We start from the raw sequence: 14,513 nt of genomic DNA, 5'->3' as shown, positions 1-14,513 counted from the left end.
CACATTTTATACTCTTTTTCTATTGAAAATTGTAGAACAAATAAAACAACCAATAGCTTATGAGATGGAACTTTTTGAACAAAAGTTCCAACTCTCTATGTCTTCTAAAGTAGCTTTACTTAATAGAATTACACACTATATTGTTAACCGAAAAGGAAAACAAATGCGACCAATGTTTGTGTTTCTGGTTTCTAAAATGGTGTCTAATGGTGAAGTTAGCGAGCGTACATACAGAGGAGCTTCTGTAATAGAACTTATTCATACAGCAACTCTTGTGCATGATGATGTGGTAGATGAAAGCAATCGTCGTCGTGGCTTTTTCTCTATCAATGCACTCTGGAAAAACAAAATTGCTGTTCTTGTTGGTGATTATTTGCTTTCTAAAGGCTTACTACTTTCTATAGATAATAACGATTTCGATTTACTAAAAATTATCTCTATTGCAGTTCGCGAAATGAGCGAAGGAGAATTACTTCAAATTGAAAAAGCTAGAAAACTAGATATTACTGAAGACGTATACTACGAAATCATCAGACAAAAAACAGCTACCTTAATTGCTGCTTGTTGTAGTCTTGGTGCTGCATCGGTAAAACCAGATTCTAACCACGTAGAAACCATGCGAAAGTTTGGAGAACTCATTGGTATGGCTTTTCAAATAAAAGATGATTTGTTTGATTATGGTAAAGAGCAAATAGGTAAACCTACTGGAATTGATATTAAAGAACAAAAAATGACCTTGCCTTTAATTTATGTGCTAAATCAAGCAAACAAAAAGGATAAAAAATGGTTAATCAATTCTATAAAAAACCATAATAAGGATCAAAAACGAGTGAAAGAAGTTATTGCTTTTGTTAAAGAAAATGGAGGCTTAGATTACGCGGTTTCTAAAATGAAAGCATTTCAAGAAGAAGCCCTACAAATACTTCAAAAATATCCAGAAAGTCAATACAGAAATTCACTAGAACTTATGGTGAATTACGTAATTGACAGAAAAAAATAAACTTCAGGCAACCTTTTTTATTTTTTTTGCGTCTTTATAAATAGAAAGTAATACGTACTAATATTTTGAAAGTCATTCAACTGCATAAAAATGAATCTTTGCTTATTAAAAAGGCAATTAAAAATAATCGTGAGGCACAACACGTATTGTTCCAGTTGCATGCACCAAAAATGTTAAGTGTTTGTCGTTATTATATTAAAGACACCCAATCTGCAGAAGAAGCCATGTTAAATGGTTTTTTTAAAGTATTCCATAATTTAAAAAGTTTTAAAAACCAAGGAAGTTTTGAAGGTTGGATACGCAGAATAATGGTAAGAGAATCCATTTCTTTTTTAAGGCAGAAAAAGCAAATTGAATTTTCTTCTGATGCAGAAGTAGAAGATGTGCAATTTTCTAATAATATACAAACCAATATGGAAGTTGCAGAAATACAGCAACTCATAGATGATTTGCCAGAAGGATATAAATTGGTTTTTGTCATGTATGCTATTGAAGGATATAAACATCAAGAAATAGCGAAGATGTTAGATATTTCTGAAAGCACATCAAAATCCCAATTATTCAAAGCTAGAAAAGCACTTCAGCATAAAATTAAAGAATTAAACACAACAGGTTATGGCACCAATTAAATTTGAAGAAAATATAAAAGATAAGCTAGAAAAGCGAACTATGGAGCCTTCTGTAAATGCTTGGCAACATTTAGAGCAGCAATTAAATGCAGATGCTAAAAAACAAAATAATAGTAAGTATTGGTGGTTTGGTATTGCTGCAGGTTTTATTGGTTTATTGTTTGTAGTGCAACAATTTAGAAATGTAGGTGCTACTAGAAATATGGTTTCTCCAGTAGTTGTTGAGTCTGAAAAAGAAACTAAAATTGAATCTATAACAAATCCTATTAACATTAACGAACCTGAAAAAAAGCTAAAAGAAACAATAATTAAAAAATCAACTATTCAAAAACAAAATAGTATTGCTACTACCAATTCAAAAGCAGAAAGCCGAAAAGAAAAAGAACAAGCACCTGTTGTAATAGCACAAAAAGAAGTAAAAGAAGCACCAAAAGTATTAAACAATGTAAAAATATCTAAAGATGAAGTTGTTGCTTCTGTTGTAACTATAGAGAAAGCTTCAGAGAATGAAGAAGTTCAAATTGCAGTTTTAAAAACTTCCGAATCAGAAATAGACGCACTGTTACTTGCTGCTAAAAATAGCATTCAGTTAAACGATAATACTAACATTAAAACAGTACGTGTAGATGCAAATGCCTTGCTAGAAAATGTAGAAACAGAAATGCCTCCATCGTTAAGAGGACAAATATTTAAAGTTATAGAAAAGAATCTTAAAACAGCAACAACAGCAGTTGCAACTAGAAACGAGTAAAAATAAATCATCTATTAAAAAACGAACAAAATGAAAACAATAACCCAATACGTAATCGGTATTATTTTAGTGTGTGCTACACAATTTTCTGTAGCACAAGAAAACCCAAATAGTTTAAAAATTGAATTTTTAGAAGCTAAAAAAGAAGAAGTGAAAACCCAAGAAAAAGAGTTTTTAAAAGATGCAGTTGCTATTATAAATAACAAACTCGATACTGGCGAAATCACCATTGAAGAAGCAGATGCATTAAAGCAAACTGAAGCAAAAAAACATGCATTAAATATTGAAAATAGAATAGCCATTATAGATAATAAAATTGCTTTATTACAAAGAAATGAAGAAGTAACATCTGATGTTGGAGCCAATTTAGATGGATATGTAATTTCAATAGGTAAGGGAGAAGATAGTTATGAGTATGATAAAAGTGGAATTTATATTGGCCCTAAAAACAAAAAGGCACCAAAAAAATATGATAGACGTACTACTAGTGATATGGTTTTTGCTATAGGATTTAATAACGCCATAATTGAAGGACAATCGTTAAGTGATTCACCATATAAATTAGGAGGTTCAGGATTTGTAGAATTAGGTTGGGCTTGGAAAACACGTATATTTAAAAATACAAATGCAGTACGATTAAAGTATGGTTTGTCTGTACAATGGAATAAATTAGATGTTAAAGAGGATCAATTCCTTACAGAAAATGATGGCGTTGTGTCATTAGAAACAAGTTCCTTTAACTTAAAGAAATCAAAATTTAGATCTACAAACTTAGTAGTGCCAATACATTTTGAATTTGGTCCATCTAAAAAAATTGAACGTGATTCGTATTTTAGATATTCTACATACAATAAGTTTAAAATAGGAATAGGTGGTTATGCAGGAGTGAACTTAAGTTCCATGCATAAAGTAAAATATAAAATAGATGGAGATAGAGTAAAGGATAAGGAAACCGATTTAAACACTAATTCTTTTGTTTACGGAGTTAGTAGCTATGTTTCTTTTGGTAATGTTGCTCTATATGCAAAGTATGATTTGTCTCCTTTATTTAAAGACCAAGTAATAGACCAAAACAATATTTCTTTAGGATTGCGTTTTGACTTAGATTAGTTTTTGCAATTAGAATTAGCTCTTTAAAAATAGCACCATTTTGGTGCTTTTTTAATTAGTAATAAGTTGTATGTCTCCAGTAATAGCACAAGAAAGTTTTACCGTATTAAATATGGTTCCAAACTTTTCAATATTCTTTTTAAGCAAATCAATATTTAAGGTATTGTCTTTAGTGTAAATGCGTAAATGATATTGAATTTCGTCCATTCTAGGTGGTTTTTCAAGACGAATTGCGTTTACTGTTATTTCTGCTTTGGTATAATCAAAATGCATGAAACCAGAAAAACGTTCTACATTTTTTAAAACGCAAGCAGAAAAAGAACCTAGAAATAATTCGGCAGGATTTGGTAAGCTATCTGAAGATTCAGGAGTAGTACCAAAATTAATATCAGACTGTTTTATGTGCATTGCTGCATCTTTTTTAGCAGTTGCAGTTGCTTGAATAGAGTATTTCATAAATAATTATTTTTTAGACAGCTACATGCTTTTGTTATTTTAATACCACAAAGAAATCTTTAAGACCACTTAAAATACTTTGCACTGCATAGGCAGCTAATATTAATCCCATAATTTTACTAATTACAGTAATACCATACTCTCCAACACGTTTTTGTACTAGGTTTGCAGCTAGAAGAATAAACATTGTTATTGTAATTACTACAGCAATTAAAAGCGTGGTAATTGCTTGCTGTTCTATAGAATATAAATGATTATCTGTTAAAAGTACTGCAGCCATTATAGCTCCTGGAGAGGCAATAGATGGTATGGCAACAGGAAAAATAGTGACATGTTTATAGTCGTTAATCATGTGTTTTTCAGATTCTGGTTTGCCTTCTCCAAAAATCATAGTTAAAGCAAAAAGAAATAAAATAACACCACCAGAAATTTGAAAAGCATCTAAAGTAACTTGCATACCTTCAAGAATAATCTGCCCAACAATTATAAAAAATAAGAGTATAGAAAAAGCAATAAATGATGCTCTAATAGCTACTTTCTTTTTGTGTTTTTCGCTTAGTTGTTTTGTTGCTTCTAAGTAAACAGGAACAGATCCTAAAGGGTCAACCACTGCAATTAAAAAAAGAATTTTAGTAAAAATTTCTGCAAACATATTTTAGAACATTTTATAAATAGTAATAAGAATATAGCGAAATTAACCAATTTTAATCAAATTTAAGTTTGCTTTATTCTTAATTCATATAGGAAAAAATGCTTTTTTTAAATTATTTGTTTTTGAAGCTTATTATGCGTTTTTCTACCTTCTTTAACGATTATATTAATACACTCTTTTATATCTTTTTTTGTAGTTCTAAAATTTACAATACAGGTTCTTAAACAATATTTACCTTCAATTATAGCATTAGATAAAAACATTTCGCCTCCTTTTTGTAATTCATCTAACAAGGTTTCATTAAGTGTATTTATATAATTGTTGTCTTCTTTATAATTTTTGGGTTTATACCTAAATGTTGCAATGCTTAAATTTTGAGTAACTGCTTCTAGTTCTTCCTGCTTATCTGCTAATTCATAAAAATATTTTGATAAAACGATGTCTTCTTTAATCAACTTAGTATAACCATTTTCACCTAATTGTTGTAAGGCAAGCCAAACTTTTAATGCTCTAAAACCGCGAGAATTTTGTAGTCCGTATTCAAAATAATTTAAAGATCCACCATCTTCGGTTGCATTAAAATTATAATATTCGGGATGAGAACTATATGTATCTATAAGATGTTTTGGGTTTTTTACCAAAGTACAACCTGCTTCTAGAGGACTATATAACCATTTATGAGGATCTAGCGCTATAGAATCTGCTTCTTGAATACCATGAAACATTTCTTTTAATTCAGGAACAATAGCAGCAGGAATACCATAAGCACCATCTACATGAAACCATAAGTCATAGGTTTTACAAATAGAAGCTATAGCTTCAAGATTATCTACAACACCTGTGCTTACATCTCCTGCAGTACCTACAACTATAAATGGTTGGTGTCCTTTTTTTAGATCTTCATTTATGGTATCTTTTAAAAAGGAAATATTCATTTTGTTAGTAGCATCTGTTGGTATCCATCGTACAGATTTTGTTCCATGCCCAAATAAAATAGCGGCTTTGTCAATCCAAGTATGTGTAGATTTTGAACAGTATATAATTAATTGTTTTGACATACTTAAAAGTCCGTTTTCTTTAATGTCCTTTGGAGCCTTTGCTGTTCTTGCTGCTAGAAAGGCGGTAAAATTAGCCATATTACCACCACTAACTAAAACACCTCCATAATTTGGTGATACACCAATAAATTGGGCTAACCATTTAATGGTTTGTTTTTCTATTTCTGTGGCCATCGGACTTAATATTTGAGCGCCAACATTTGGGTTTACAGCAGCAGCTAGTAAATCTGCTAGAGCTCCAATTGGTGCTGCGGACGATGTTATATAACCAAAAAATTTAGGATGCCCATTAAATAGAGAATGTTCTAATAATAATTTACTAGCATTAGAAATTAAATTATCGGCTGGTAATCCATTTTTTGGTAAGTTAGAATGTTTTAATAATTGTTGTAATTCTTTAGGAGTCTTATTGGTTGTAATTGGTTTTTCAGGAATTTCATCAAAAAAATCTGAAATGGTATTAATGAGTTCATAACCAATTTTTCTAAAATCGGCCTTGCTCATCGCTATTGCGTTTTCTCTTGTTTCCATTCTTTCTGTTTTTGTGTTACTAAATAATAGGCGTGTAAGTGTTTTGTTTACAATCTATTATGTTTGTTTAAAAGCAAGTTAGAAGAAATTTTTTAAAAAATAGCAGTATAACACTTACTAAATAGTTGGCAGTGTTTGTTATTTTAATATTCCAGTAAAAATAGCAACATAATACAAGCCTGTTATTATAAAAACAATACCTGCAATGTTTCGCATTACTTTTTCAATTTTTGTTATTTTATTGTAAAACAGGCCAATTTTTCCAGCTGTAAAAGCTAATAAATATGTAAAAAGAATAACAGGCAATCCTGTGCCAAATGCAAATATTATGGGTAAATACAAACCGTCTGCAGACGCAATGGTTATTGGTATTAGCATTCCAAAAAATAAAGCCGCACTATATGGGCAAAATGCTAAAGCAAACACAACACCAATTAAAAAAGAACCAAATAATCCTTTGTTCTTAAATCTTTCGGAGAGTTTTTCTTGAAAATTAGTTTTTCCTAAAAAATGGAGTTTAATAACGTTAAATATAATTAAACCAATTATAATTAATAAAGGGCCTAAATATTTTTCGCCATTTTGATTAAAAAATCGTGCTATATGAAATTTGCTAGCACCAAGGTATAATATTAAACCAATGGTTGTGTAGCTAAAACCTCTTCCTAAAGAATATAACAAGCCGCTTACAAATACTTTTTTCTTGCTAGAAATATTTTTTGAAATATAAGCAGTTGCAGTGATGTTAGTAGCTAAAGGACAAGGGCTAATAGCAGTCATTAGTCCAAGTACAAAAGCAGATACAATAGGAATGTTATAACTCTCTAAAAGAGATTTTAAAAAATCCATTTACAGCGTATTTAATTGGGTATCAATTTTAGTTTTTAGCTGTTTGGAAAAGGCTTCTTTGTCATTCCCTTCCATAAAGGCAAATTCGGTTAGATCTATTTTAGACTCTTTTCCGTTTTTTATCACATTTATATATAATGCTGTTCCTGAAGCTTCAAATTTTTCAGCAATTTTTTCGTTTTCTTTTTCATCTACATTAATCACTTGAAAGCTTATTTTATCTTGTTTTAATTCTTCAGAAAAATAAGTGTCTAGCGTGTATTTTGTGTTTGCTTCTATGGCTTTACAAGTCATGCATCTGTGTGTAGAATGAAAGTCTAAAATTTCTATTTTTGAGACAGATGTATCTAAAGAAGGAGTAGCGTTTTCGCTTTTATTGTTACATGCTGTTAGTATAAAAGCTATAGTTAAAATGGCGATAAATGAAATTGTTTTTTGCATTGTTGTAGTTTTTATTGCTTTTGTAAATCTTCTGTTTTTCTTTTATTTAAAAGTTGAGCTTTTGTTTTAGAGTAGGACATTAAATAGATAACCAGAAAGGATGATAAAGAGTGTTACCACTCCAAAAAAGATGGCTATTAACTTTAAGGATAATACTTTTTTTAATAAAGTAGCTTCAGGAATAGATAGACCTACTGTTGCCATCATAAAGGCAATTGCAGTACCTAGAGGAACACCTTTTGCTACAAAAACCTGAATTACAGGAACAATTCCTGCTGCATTGGCATACATTGGCACAGCTAGTATTACTGCTAATGGTACTGTCCACCATTGTCCACCACCTAAATAGGTGTTAAAAAAGTTTTCAGGTACATAGCCATGCATAGCAGCACCAATTGCAATTCCTATAATTACATAGAGTAATACATTTTTTACAATATCCCATGCGCTATGTGTTATTTCAGGTAGTCGTTGAGAAAAGGTTAGTTTTTCTTCTTGATATTCTTGGTGTTGCATTTTGTTTTCAAGAATTTTTTTTGCCCAATCAGATAGTAAGTGTTCTAGCTGAAATTTACCCAATAACCAACCGCCAAATGTTCCTAATAAAATTCCGGAGACTACATAAATTAAGGTAGGCTTTAAACCAAACATTCCTATAAACATGGCAACAGCAACTTCATTTACTAATGGAGAAGTAATTAAAAAAGAGAAAATAACTCCTAAAGGAATTCCTCCTTGAACAAAACCAATAAATAAAGGAACCGAAGAACAAGAACAAAAAGGTGTCATAGCTCCAAAAACAGAAGAAAAAAAGTATTCTAAACCATATAGTTTTTTTCTGTTCAGGTAGTCTTTTAGTTTTTCAATAGGAAAATACGCATTCACTATTCCCATGATAAAAACAATAATGAATAACAGAATAAGAATTTTAATGGTATCAAACACAAAGAAATTTAAAGCCGTTCCTAAGTGTGTTTCTGCTCCAATATTAAAAACAGAATATATTAACCAATCTGCAAAATTTTGTAACCAATCAAACACTTTCTTTTAATTTTTAATGTGTTATTATGTAACTGTATATTGTTACTGTAAATCTTTTAATAGTAGATAATGCTATCTGTTATAGATAGATTTTTAAGAGGTGTACTGTAAATTTTAAAAACTAAAAATCTTGTACACTTTAATAAACGCTTCTTGTTTTTACTCCATTTAGCGTGAATGAGCTCTATAAAATGCAAATAGAATTTGTTGTATTTTCTAAGCTTATCCTGTTTTATATATCTGGATGAAACAGGATAAGGCTTAGCTGCTATAATTTGTTTTATTTCTATTTTAAAAGATCTAAAACTTCATCTTTTGAAGGTACTCTTCCTTTAATACTAATTACATCATCAATTGCTAAAGCAGGTGTAGTCATGATGTTAAATTTCATGATTTCCATAATATCTTCTACTTTTTCAACAGTAGCATCAATATTGTTTTCTGAAACTACATCTGTAACCACTTTTGTCATTGATTTACATTTAGGGCAACCAGTACCTAGTATTTTAATTACTTTACTCATTATATTTAAGTTTGTTTATCGTAAATAAACGATAATGTTAATAGAAAAATATTAATTAAAAAAATGTTGAAATAAGCTTTTAGCTGTCTTCCAGTTGGTTTGATTAATACAGTATTTTATTTTTGGAGGTTCTAATTCTCCTTGAATTAAACCTACATTTTTTAACTCTTTTAAATGTTGCGAAATAGTAGATTGAGCCAAAGGAAATACGCTTACTAAATCACCAGTAAAGCAGCAAGATTGGTTTTCAAGATGTTTTAAAATGGCAATTCTAGTAGGATGCCCTAACGCTTTAGCAAATTTAGCCAAGGTTATGGTGTCTTCCTTGTAATCAATATGTTCTAAATTTCTTTTCATTTTCTTATCGTAAAGATACGATTGGTTTCTGGCTTGGTTTGTGACTTTTGTTACATAGCATATAAATTTTAAACGTTGTTTATTTTAGTGTGTAAAATGAATTAAACAATTCAAAGTATCGCCTCTATAAGATGTGGTTTGTTTTTAAAAATAGAAGCATCCTCCTTACATTAATTTTTAAACTATTATCTTTTATAGTACATTTACAAACTAATTCTGCGAAAGCAAAAACCCTCAATAATTGATATCAAAATCCACCATAGACCAAGTATTTGAAACCTCACGTGTAGAAGAGGTAATAGGTGATTTTGTGCAATTAAAAAAGTCGGGAAGTAGCTTTAAAGGGTTAAGTCCTTTTAGTGAAGAACGTACACCAAGTTTTATGGTATCTCCTGTAAAACAAATCTGGAAAGATTTTAGTACAGGAAAAGGAGGTAATGCAGTGGCTTTTTTAATGGAGCATGAGCATTTTACCTATCCAGAAGCCATAAAATATTTGGCTAAAAAGTACAATATTGAAATTGAAGAAACCGAACAAAGCAATGAGCAAAAGCAACAAGCTAATGAACGTGAAAGTTTATATTTAGTAAGTGAATTTGCTAGTACGTATTTTCAAAGAATATTACATAAAACAGACAAAGGTAAAGCTATTGGCTTAAGCTATTTTAAAGAACGTGGCTTTACAGATGAAACCATAAAAAAGTTTGCTTTAGGATATTCATTAGACGAGTGGCAAGCTTTTACAGATGAAGCTTTAAAACAGGCTTATAAGTTAGAATTTTTAGAAAAAACCGGACTTACTATTGTTAAAGGCGATAAGCGTTTTGATAGATTTAAAGGTCGTGTAATGTTCCCAATTCAAAGTATGAGTGGTCGTGTACTTGGTTTTGGTGGAAGAATTTTAACCAATGATAAAAAAGCAGCCAAATACCTAAACTCACCAGAAAGTGATATTTACCATAAAAGTAAAGTTTTGTATGGTATTTATCAGGCAAAGCAAAGTATAGCAAAAGAAGATAATTGTTATTTGGTTGAAGGGTATACAGATGTAATACAGTTTCATCAAACCGGAATTCACAATGTGGTTTCTTCTTCAGGTACGGCGTTAACACCAGACCAAATTCGATTAATAAATAGACTTACTAAAAATATAACCGTTCTTTTTGATGGAGATGCAGCAGGATTACGTGCTTCGCTTCGCGGAATTGATTTAATTCTAGAACAAGGTATGAATGTAAAAATTTGTACGTTTCCAGAAGGAGAAGATCCAGATAGTTTTTCTAAACAAAATACTTTACAAGAGTTAAATGAGTATTTAAAAGAGCATGCTCAAGATTTTATTCAGTTTAAAGCTTCGGTTTTGTATGAAGAATCTAAAAATGATCCTATAAAAAAAGCAGATACTATTCGTGATATTGTAAATAGTATTGCTAAAATTCCGGATAGAATTAAAAAGGAAATCTATATTCAAGAATGTTCTAGAATCATGGATATTAGTGAACAAGTTTTGTTTACTACCTTGGCGCAGATAACCAATAAAGACGTTCAAGATACCCATAAAGAACAAGCTCAAGCACAACAAGCATTTGAAGTGATAAAGCACAAACAACCAGAAAAAAAGGTAGATGTGCAATATCTTTTAGAACGAAAAATTATTGAAATACTTTTACTCTACGGAAATAAAACCGAAGAGTTTGAAGATTTAGTTTTAAAAGAAAATGATAAACACGAATTAATTCTAGAGCCTGTAAAACACGAAGCAAAAGTTTTTGAAAAAATTTACTTAGATCTGCAAGATGATGAAATGCAGTTTGGTAACGAACAATTTAAAAACCTGTATTATACCATTATAAACACCTTAAACCAAACTCCTGATTTTGAGTTAAAGCAATTTGTAAATACTGTAGACCAAGGTGTTGCTAATGAGATTTCATCTATTTTAATGGAAGATGAACGCTACAGTTTATCCGATTGGCACAGTAAAAATATATTTCCAAAAGAAAAAGATCAAACAGTTTCACAGCTAGTGAGTGAAACTATTTTAAACCTACGTTGCTTTTTAATAGACCAAAAAGTTAAAGAGTTTATGCAACAAACACTAGCTAATAAATCTGAAGTAAACAGAAATATATTAGAAGAAGTAAAAGATTACTCTAGTTTAAAAATGCTACTATCTAGAAAATTAAATAGAGTATTATAACTCTAATAACTTTGCTCTATTAATTAAGTCTACAATATTGGTAACGTTAAGCTTTTTCATTAAACGCGCTTTGTAAGTACTAACCGTTTTTTCGTTTATATTAAGCTCTTTAGCAATTTCTTTGTTTTTTCTACCAGACGAAATAAGTTTTAAAACCTCAATTTCTCTTGTAGAAAGTTTTTTGTAAAAATTACCAGATCTGCTAACGCGTTTACCAATAGCCAAGCGTTGCGCAAGGTTATTACTTAAGTAAATACCACCACCATACACTTTTAAAATAGCTTCTTTAAGTGTTATTATATTGGCTGTTTTACATAAATACCCAGAAGCACCTGCTTTTATAGTGTTCATAGCATACACCTCTTCAGGCTGTGCGCTAAACATAATAACTTTAACATCAGGATACTCTTTGTTAAGCCTTCGTAAAGCAGTGATGCCATTAAGCTTAGGTAAGTCAATTTCAGAAATAATAATATCTACTTTATTCTTGTTTAAGAATTCAAAAATAGCTTCACCATTATCTAGTGAACCCACTACTTGAATGTTAGACGACGTAATAAATAGTAGATCTAGACCCTTCCTAATTATAGGATGATGGTCTACTACCAACAGTTTAATCATAACTTTAATTTTTTAAATTCGTTATAACTGTTGAAGAAAACAACAGACGTTTTGCTATTAGTCGTTAAGTAAATGTAGTGAATTCTTACGTAAAAAGAAAATATATTATTTTAAATCTTTTGGTATGGTACAAATAGGAATAGCAACCATCTTATGTTTATTGGCTGTATTGTATTGTTTATAAATTTTAAAAGCCTCTTTTTGTCTTCCGGTAAAGTCCTCTTCGGTTTTCCCTTCATCCTGCATTTGCATAGCCCATTCTAGTTCTGGGTAAGAGGCACCAATTTGGTCTTCGTCACTTCTTGCGTCTCCAAATAAACCATCACTTGGTGCTGCTTTCATAATAGATTCTGGTACTTTTAAATAGGTACCTAATTGGTATACTTCAGATTTTAATAAATCGGCAATCGGACTTAAGTCTACGCCACCATCACCATATTTGGTATAAAAACCTACACCAAAATCTTCTACTTTGTTTCCTGTTCCTGCAACCAATAATTTATATAAACCTGCATGATAATATAAAGTAGCCATACGTAAACGCGCTCTTGTATTTGCTAAAGCCATATCTACTGTTGCTTGGTCTGCATCAAGAGATACTTCTGTTTTAAATTCTTCAAAAACAGGCGTTAAGTCTGTTCTCGTGTCTCTTACGTTTGTATATCGTTTTTTTAATTGCTCAATATGCTCATGTGCTCTACTAACGTGACTTGCAGCTTGATGAATTGGCATTTCAATACATAAAACGTCTAATCCGGTTTCTGCACAAAGCGTAGATGTTACTGCAGAATCAATTCCGCCAGAAACACCAACAACAAAACCATTCACTTTTGCGTTTAATGCATAATCTTTTAACCAATTTACTATATGTTGTGCTACTTTTTCTGTTTGCATTTTATAAAGATTTTAAAACAAAGAATAGTACCTTTGCCTAACAAAAATAATTCAATATCGCTTTAAATAAAAATAAGTTTATGAAGAATATATTTTTATTTCTTTTTGTTGCTGTTTTATGCGTTTCCTGTAAAAAAGACGCTAGAATAGAAAAAGAAATTTCGAATATGGAAATGTCTGTTGCTATAGAGCGCTTTGATTTAGCATTTGCGCACGCAAAACCAAACGAATTACCAAAATTGAAAGCATCTTTTCCGTTTATGTTCTCTAAAAAGTATGCAGATTCTTTTTGGATTGCTAAAATGCAAGATACCATACAAATAGAGTTAAATAAAGAAGTTGAAAAAGTGTACCCTAACCTAGACTTGGTAGAAGGAGAAATGAAAAGCTTTTTTCAACATGTAAAATATTATTTTCCAGAATTTAAAATACCACGAGTAGTAAGTGCTACCTCTTTTGTAGATTACAGAAATAAAGTAATTGTTACAGATACTATTTCACTTATTTCAATAGATACCTATTTGGGAAGTGATCATTTTTTTTACAGTGGAATTCAAAAATATTTGGCTGCTAATTTTACCGAAAACCAAATTGTGGTAGATTTTGCTTCAAAATATGCTGAAAATTATATCTTTCCGAAGCAAAATAAAACATTTTTAGACGAAATGATTTACTTTGGGAAGCAATTGTATTTTAAAGATATCATGATTCCGTTTAAAACAGATGCAGAAAAAATTGGCTATACACAAGACCAATTAAACTGGTCAAAGGCAAATGAAGGACAGATTTGGACATATTTTGTAGAACGTGAATTACTGTATAGTACAGATGCTAAATTGGTAAATAGGTTTATAACAGATGCACCTTTTTCAAAATTTAACTTAGTAGAAATAGATAGAGAATCGCCAGGAAGAATAGGGCAATACATAGGATGGCAAATTGTAAGAGCGTATATGGAAAATAACGATGTTTCTTTAAAAGAAATGCTTACAAATACTGCCGAAGAAATATTTAATAAATCAAGATTTAAACCAGAATTATAATGGCTAAAATTACATCAAAAATTGAATTAAACGTAGAGTTAGACGAAAATAGAGTACCTGAAAAATTAATGTGGACAGCAGAAGATGGAGGTATTAGTGAACAAGAAGCAAAAGCAATGATGCTTTCTGTTTGGGATAGTAATACGCAAGAAATGCTACGTATTGATCTTTGGACAAAAGATATGCCTGTAGATGAGATGAAGGTGTTTTTTCATCAAACTCTTGTAGCTATGTCAAATACTTTTAATAGAGCAACTCAAGATGAAAAAATGACTGCAACAATGAAAGATTTTTGTGATTATTTTGCTGAAAAATTAGAGCTAAAAAAGAAATAAGTTTTTCTTTAAATACAAAAAA

General features: G+C 30.5%; 17 protein-coding genes. 7 read left to right on the top strand and 10 right to left on the bottom strand.

What is annotated here, in order from left to right; genetic code table 11:
* Positions 1–22: 22 nt before the first annotated feature.
* From ACFSSB_RS08600 to ACFSSB_RS08585, 4 genes are all read left to right on the top strand, one after another.
* Positions 23–1,000: a polyprenyl synthetase family protein gene (locus ACFSSB_RS08600; RefSeq protein WP_379903197.1), complete on the top strand. Its 978-nt coding sequence runs from the start codon at positions 23–25 to the stop codon at positions 998–1,000.
* A 65-nt stretch (positions 1,001–1,065) separates the two neighbouring features.
* The gene (locus ACFSSB_RS08595; RefSeq protein ID WP_379903195.1) at positions 1,066–1,629 is read left to right on the top strand and encodes an RNA polymerase sigma factor; all 564 of its coding nucleotides are present in this window, start codon (positions 1,066–1,068) and stop codon (positions 1,627–1,629) included.
* Positions 1,616–2,380, top strand: a complete 765-nt coding sequence (locus ACFSSB_RS08590) for a hypothetical protein (RefSeq protein ID WP_379903193.1) — start codon at positions 1,616–1,618, stop codon at positions 2,378–2,380. The genes ACFSSB_RS08595 and ACFSSB_RS08590 overlap by 14 nt, the downstream gene beginning before the upstream one ends.
* Before the next feature lie 30 nt (positions 2,381–2,410).
* On the top strand, positions 2,411–3,490 hold the full coding sequence (locus tag ACFSSB_RS08585; RefSeq protein WP_379903191.1) for a hypothetical protein: 1,080 nt from the start codon (positions 2,411–2,413) through the stop codon (positions 3,488–3,490).
* A 51-nt stretch (positions 3,491–3,541) separates the two neighbouring features.
* Here ACFSSB_RS08585 and ACFSSB_RS08580 read toward each other — a convergent pair whose 3' ends face one another.
* The 8 genes from ACFSSB_RS08580 to ACFSSB_RS08545 all read right to left on the bottom strand — a co-directional run bounded on the left by ACFSSB_RS08580 (position 3,542) and on the right by ACFSSB_RS08545 (position 9,398).
* Positions 3,542–3,946 carry an OsmC family protein gene (locus tag ACFSSB_RS08580; RefSeq protein WP_379903189.1) on the bottom strand — a complete coding sequence of 135 codons (405 nt, stop codon included), beginning with the start codon at positions 3,944–3,946 and terminating at the stop codon, positions 3,542–3,544.
* Between the two features lie 34 nt (positions 3,947–3,980).
* The gene (locus ACFSSB_RS08575) at positions 3,981–4,598 is read right to left on the bottom strand and encodes a MarC family protein (RefSeq protein WP_379903187.1); all 618 of its coding nucleotides are present in this window, start codon (positions 4,596–4,598) and stop codon (positions 3,981–3,983) included.
* Between the two features lie 107 nt (positions 4,599–4,705).
* A complete protein-coding gene (locus ACFSSB_RS08570; RefSeq protein ID WP_379903185.1) occupies positions 4,706–6,187 on the bottom strand; it encodes a pyridoxal phosphate-dependent decarboxylase family protein in 1,482 nt (493 codons plus the stop codon).
* 138 nt (positions 6,188–6,325) lie between these two features.
* Positions 6,326–7,036, bottom strand: coding sequence for an aromatic aminobenezylarsenical efflux permease ArsG family transporter (locus tag ACFSSB_RS08565; RefSeq protein WP_379903183.1), 711 nt, complete (start codon positions 7,034–7,036; stop codon positions 6,326–6,328).
* Positions 7,037–7,477, bottom strand: coding sequence for a nitrophenyl compound nitroreductase subunit ArsF family protein (locus ACFSSB_RS08560; protein ID WP_379903181.1), 441 nt, complete (start codon positions 7,475–7,477; stop codon positions 7,037–7,039).
* Between the two features lie 66 nt (positions 7,478–7,543).
* Positions 7,544–8,518 (bottom strand): permease, encoded by a 975-nt coding sequence (locus ACFSSB_RS08555; RefSeq protein ID WP_379903179.1) that lies wholly within the window; start codon positions 8,516–8,518, stop codon positions 7,544–7,546.
* Positions 8,519–8,804: 286 nt separating this feature from the next.
* Positions 8,805–9,041 (bottom strand): thioredoxin family protein, encoded by a 237-nt coding sequence (locus ACFSSB_RS08550; protein WP_379903177.1) that lies wholly within the window; start codon positions 9,039–9,041, stop codon positions 8,805–8,807.
* A 51-nt stretch (positions 9,042–9,092) separates the two neighbouring features.
* Positions 9,093–9,398 (bottom strand): ArsR/SmtB family transcription factor, encoded by a 306-nt coding sequence (locus ACFSSB_RS08545; protein WP_379903175.1) that lies wholly within the window; start codon positions 9,396–9,398, stop codon positions 9,093–9,095.
* Between the two features lie 241 nt (positions 9,399–9,639).
* Here ACFSSB_RS08545 and dnaG point away from each other — a divergent pair, with 241 nt between their 5' ends.
* Positions 9,640–11,598: a DNA primase gene (dnaG, locus tag ACFSSB_RS08540; RefSeq protein WP_379903173.1), complete on the top strand. Its 1,959-nt coding sequence runs from the start codon at positions 9,640–9,642 to the stop codon at positions 11,596–11,598.
* On the opposite strand, the gene ACFSSB_RS08535 is transcribed toward dnaG, so the two are convergent.
* Positions 11,593–12,219 carry a response regulator gene (locus ACFSSB_RS08535; RefSeq protein WP_379903171.1) on the bottom strand — a complete coding sequence of 209 codons (627 nt, stop codon included), beginning with the start codon at positions 12,217–12,219 and terminating at the stop codon, positions 11,593–11,595. The two genes, dnaG and ACFSSB_RS08535, sit on opposite strands and share 6 nt — an antisense overlap.
* 105 nt (positions 12,220–12,324) lie before the next feature.
* Positions 12,325–13,113 (bottom strand): NAD(+) synthase, encoded by a 789-nt coding sequence (gene nadE, locus ACFSSB_RS08530; RefSeq protein ID WP_379903169.1) that lies wholly within the window; start codon positions 13,111–13,113, stop codon positions 12,325–12,327.
* Between the two features lie 80 nt (positions 13,114–13,193).
* Here nadE and gldB point away from each other — a divergent pair, with 80 nt between their 5' ends.
* Together gldB and gldC are read left to right on the top strand one after the other, a co-directional pair.
* Positions 13,194–14,156, top strand: coding sequence for a gliding motility lipoprotein GldB (gene gldB, locus ACFSSB_RS08525; RefSeq protein WP_379903167.1), 963 nt, complete (start codon positions 13,194–13,196; stop codon positions 14,154–14,156).
* Positions 14,156–14,491, top strand: a complete 336-nt coding sequence (gene gldC / locus ACFSSB_RS08520) for a gliding motility protein GldC (RefSeq protein WP_379903165.1) — start codon at positions 14,156–14,158, stop codon at positions 14,489–14,491. The genes gldB and gldC overlap by 1 nt, the downstream gene beginning before the upstream one ends.
* Positions 14,492–14,513 lie beyond the last annotated feature (22 nt).

This window comes from Lacinutrix gracilariae (genome assembly GCF_042684485.1).
In the GTDB taxonomy this organism is placed as follows: Bacteria; Bacteroidota; Bacteroidia; order Flavobacteriales; family Flavobacteriaceae; genus Oceanihabitans; species Oceanihabitans gracilariae.
Note: the sequence above shows the minus strand (reverse complement) of the source record. Positions and strands in the feature narration are given on the sequence as shown.

Excerpts from the sequence above, each read along its gene's own strand:
- ACFSSB_RS08590 (WP_379903193.1), top strand. The coding sequence starts at position 1,616 with ATGGCACCAATTAAATTTGAAGAAAATATAAAAGATAAGCTAGAAAAG.
- ACFSSB_RS08585 (WP_379903191.1), top strand. The coding sequence starts at position 2,411 with ATGAAAACAATAACCCAATACGTAATCGGTATTATTTTAGTGTGTGCT.
- ACFSSB_RS08580 (WP_379903189.1), bottom strand. The coding sequence starts at position 3,946 with ATGAAATACTCTATTCAAGCAACTGCAACTGCTAAAAAAGATGCAGCA.
- ACFSSB_RS08575 (WP_379903187.1), bottom strand. The coding sequence starts at position 4,598 with ATGTTTGCAGAAATTTTTACTAAAATTCTTTTTTTAATTGCAGTGGTT.
- ACFSSB_RS08570 (WP_379903185.1), bottom strand. The coding sequence starts at position 6,187 with ATGGAAACAAGAGAAAACGCAATAGCGATGAGCAAGGCCGATTTTAGA.
- ACFSSB_RS08565 (WP_379903183.1), bottom strand. The coding sequence starts at position 7,036 with ATGGATTTTTTAAAATCTCTTTTAGAGAGTTATAACATTCCTATTGTA.
- ACFSSB_RS08560 (WP_379903181.1), bottom strand. The coding sequence starts at position 7,477 with ATGCAAAAAACAATTTCATTTATCGCCATTTTAACTATAGCTTTTATA.
- ACFSSB_RS08550 (WP_379903177.1), bottom strand. The coding sequence starts at position 9,041 with ATGAGTAAAGTAATTAAAATACTAGGTACTGGTTGCCCTAAATGTAAA.
- ACFSSB_RS08545 (WP_379903175.1), bottom strand. The coding sequence starts at position 9,398 with ATGAAAAGAAATTTAGAACATATTGATTACAAGGAAGACACCATAACC.
- ACFSSB_RS08535 (WP_379903171.1), bottom strand. The coding sequence starts at position 12,219 with ATGATTAAACTGTTGGTAGTAGACCATCATCCTATAATTAGGAAGGGT.
- nadE (WP_379903169.1), bottom strand. The coding sequence starts at position 13,113 with ATGCAAACAGAAAAAGTAGCACAACATATAGTAAATTGGTTAAAAGAT.
- gldB (WP_379903167.1), top strand. The coding sequence starts at position 13,194 with ATGAAGAATATATTTTTATTTCTTTTTGTTGCTGTTTTATGCGTTTCC.
- gldC (WP_379903165.1), top strand. The coding sequence starts at position 14,156 with ATGGCTAAAATTACATCAAAAATTGAATTAAACGTAGAGTTAGACGAA.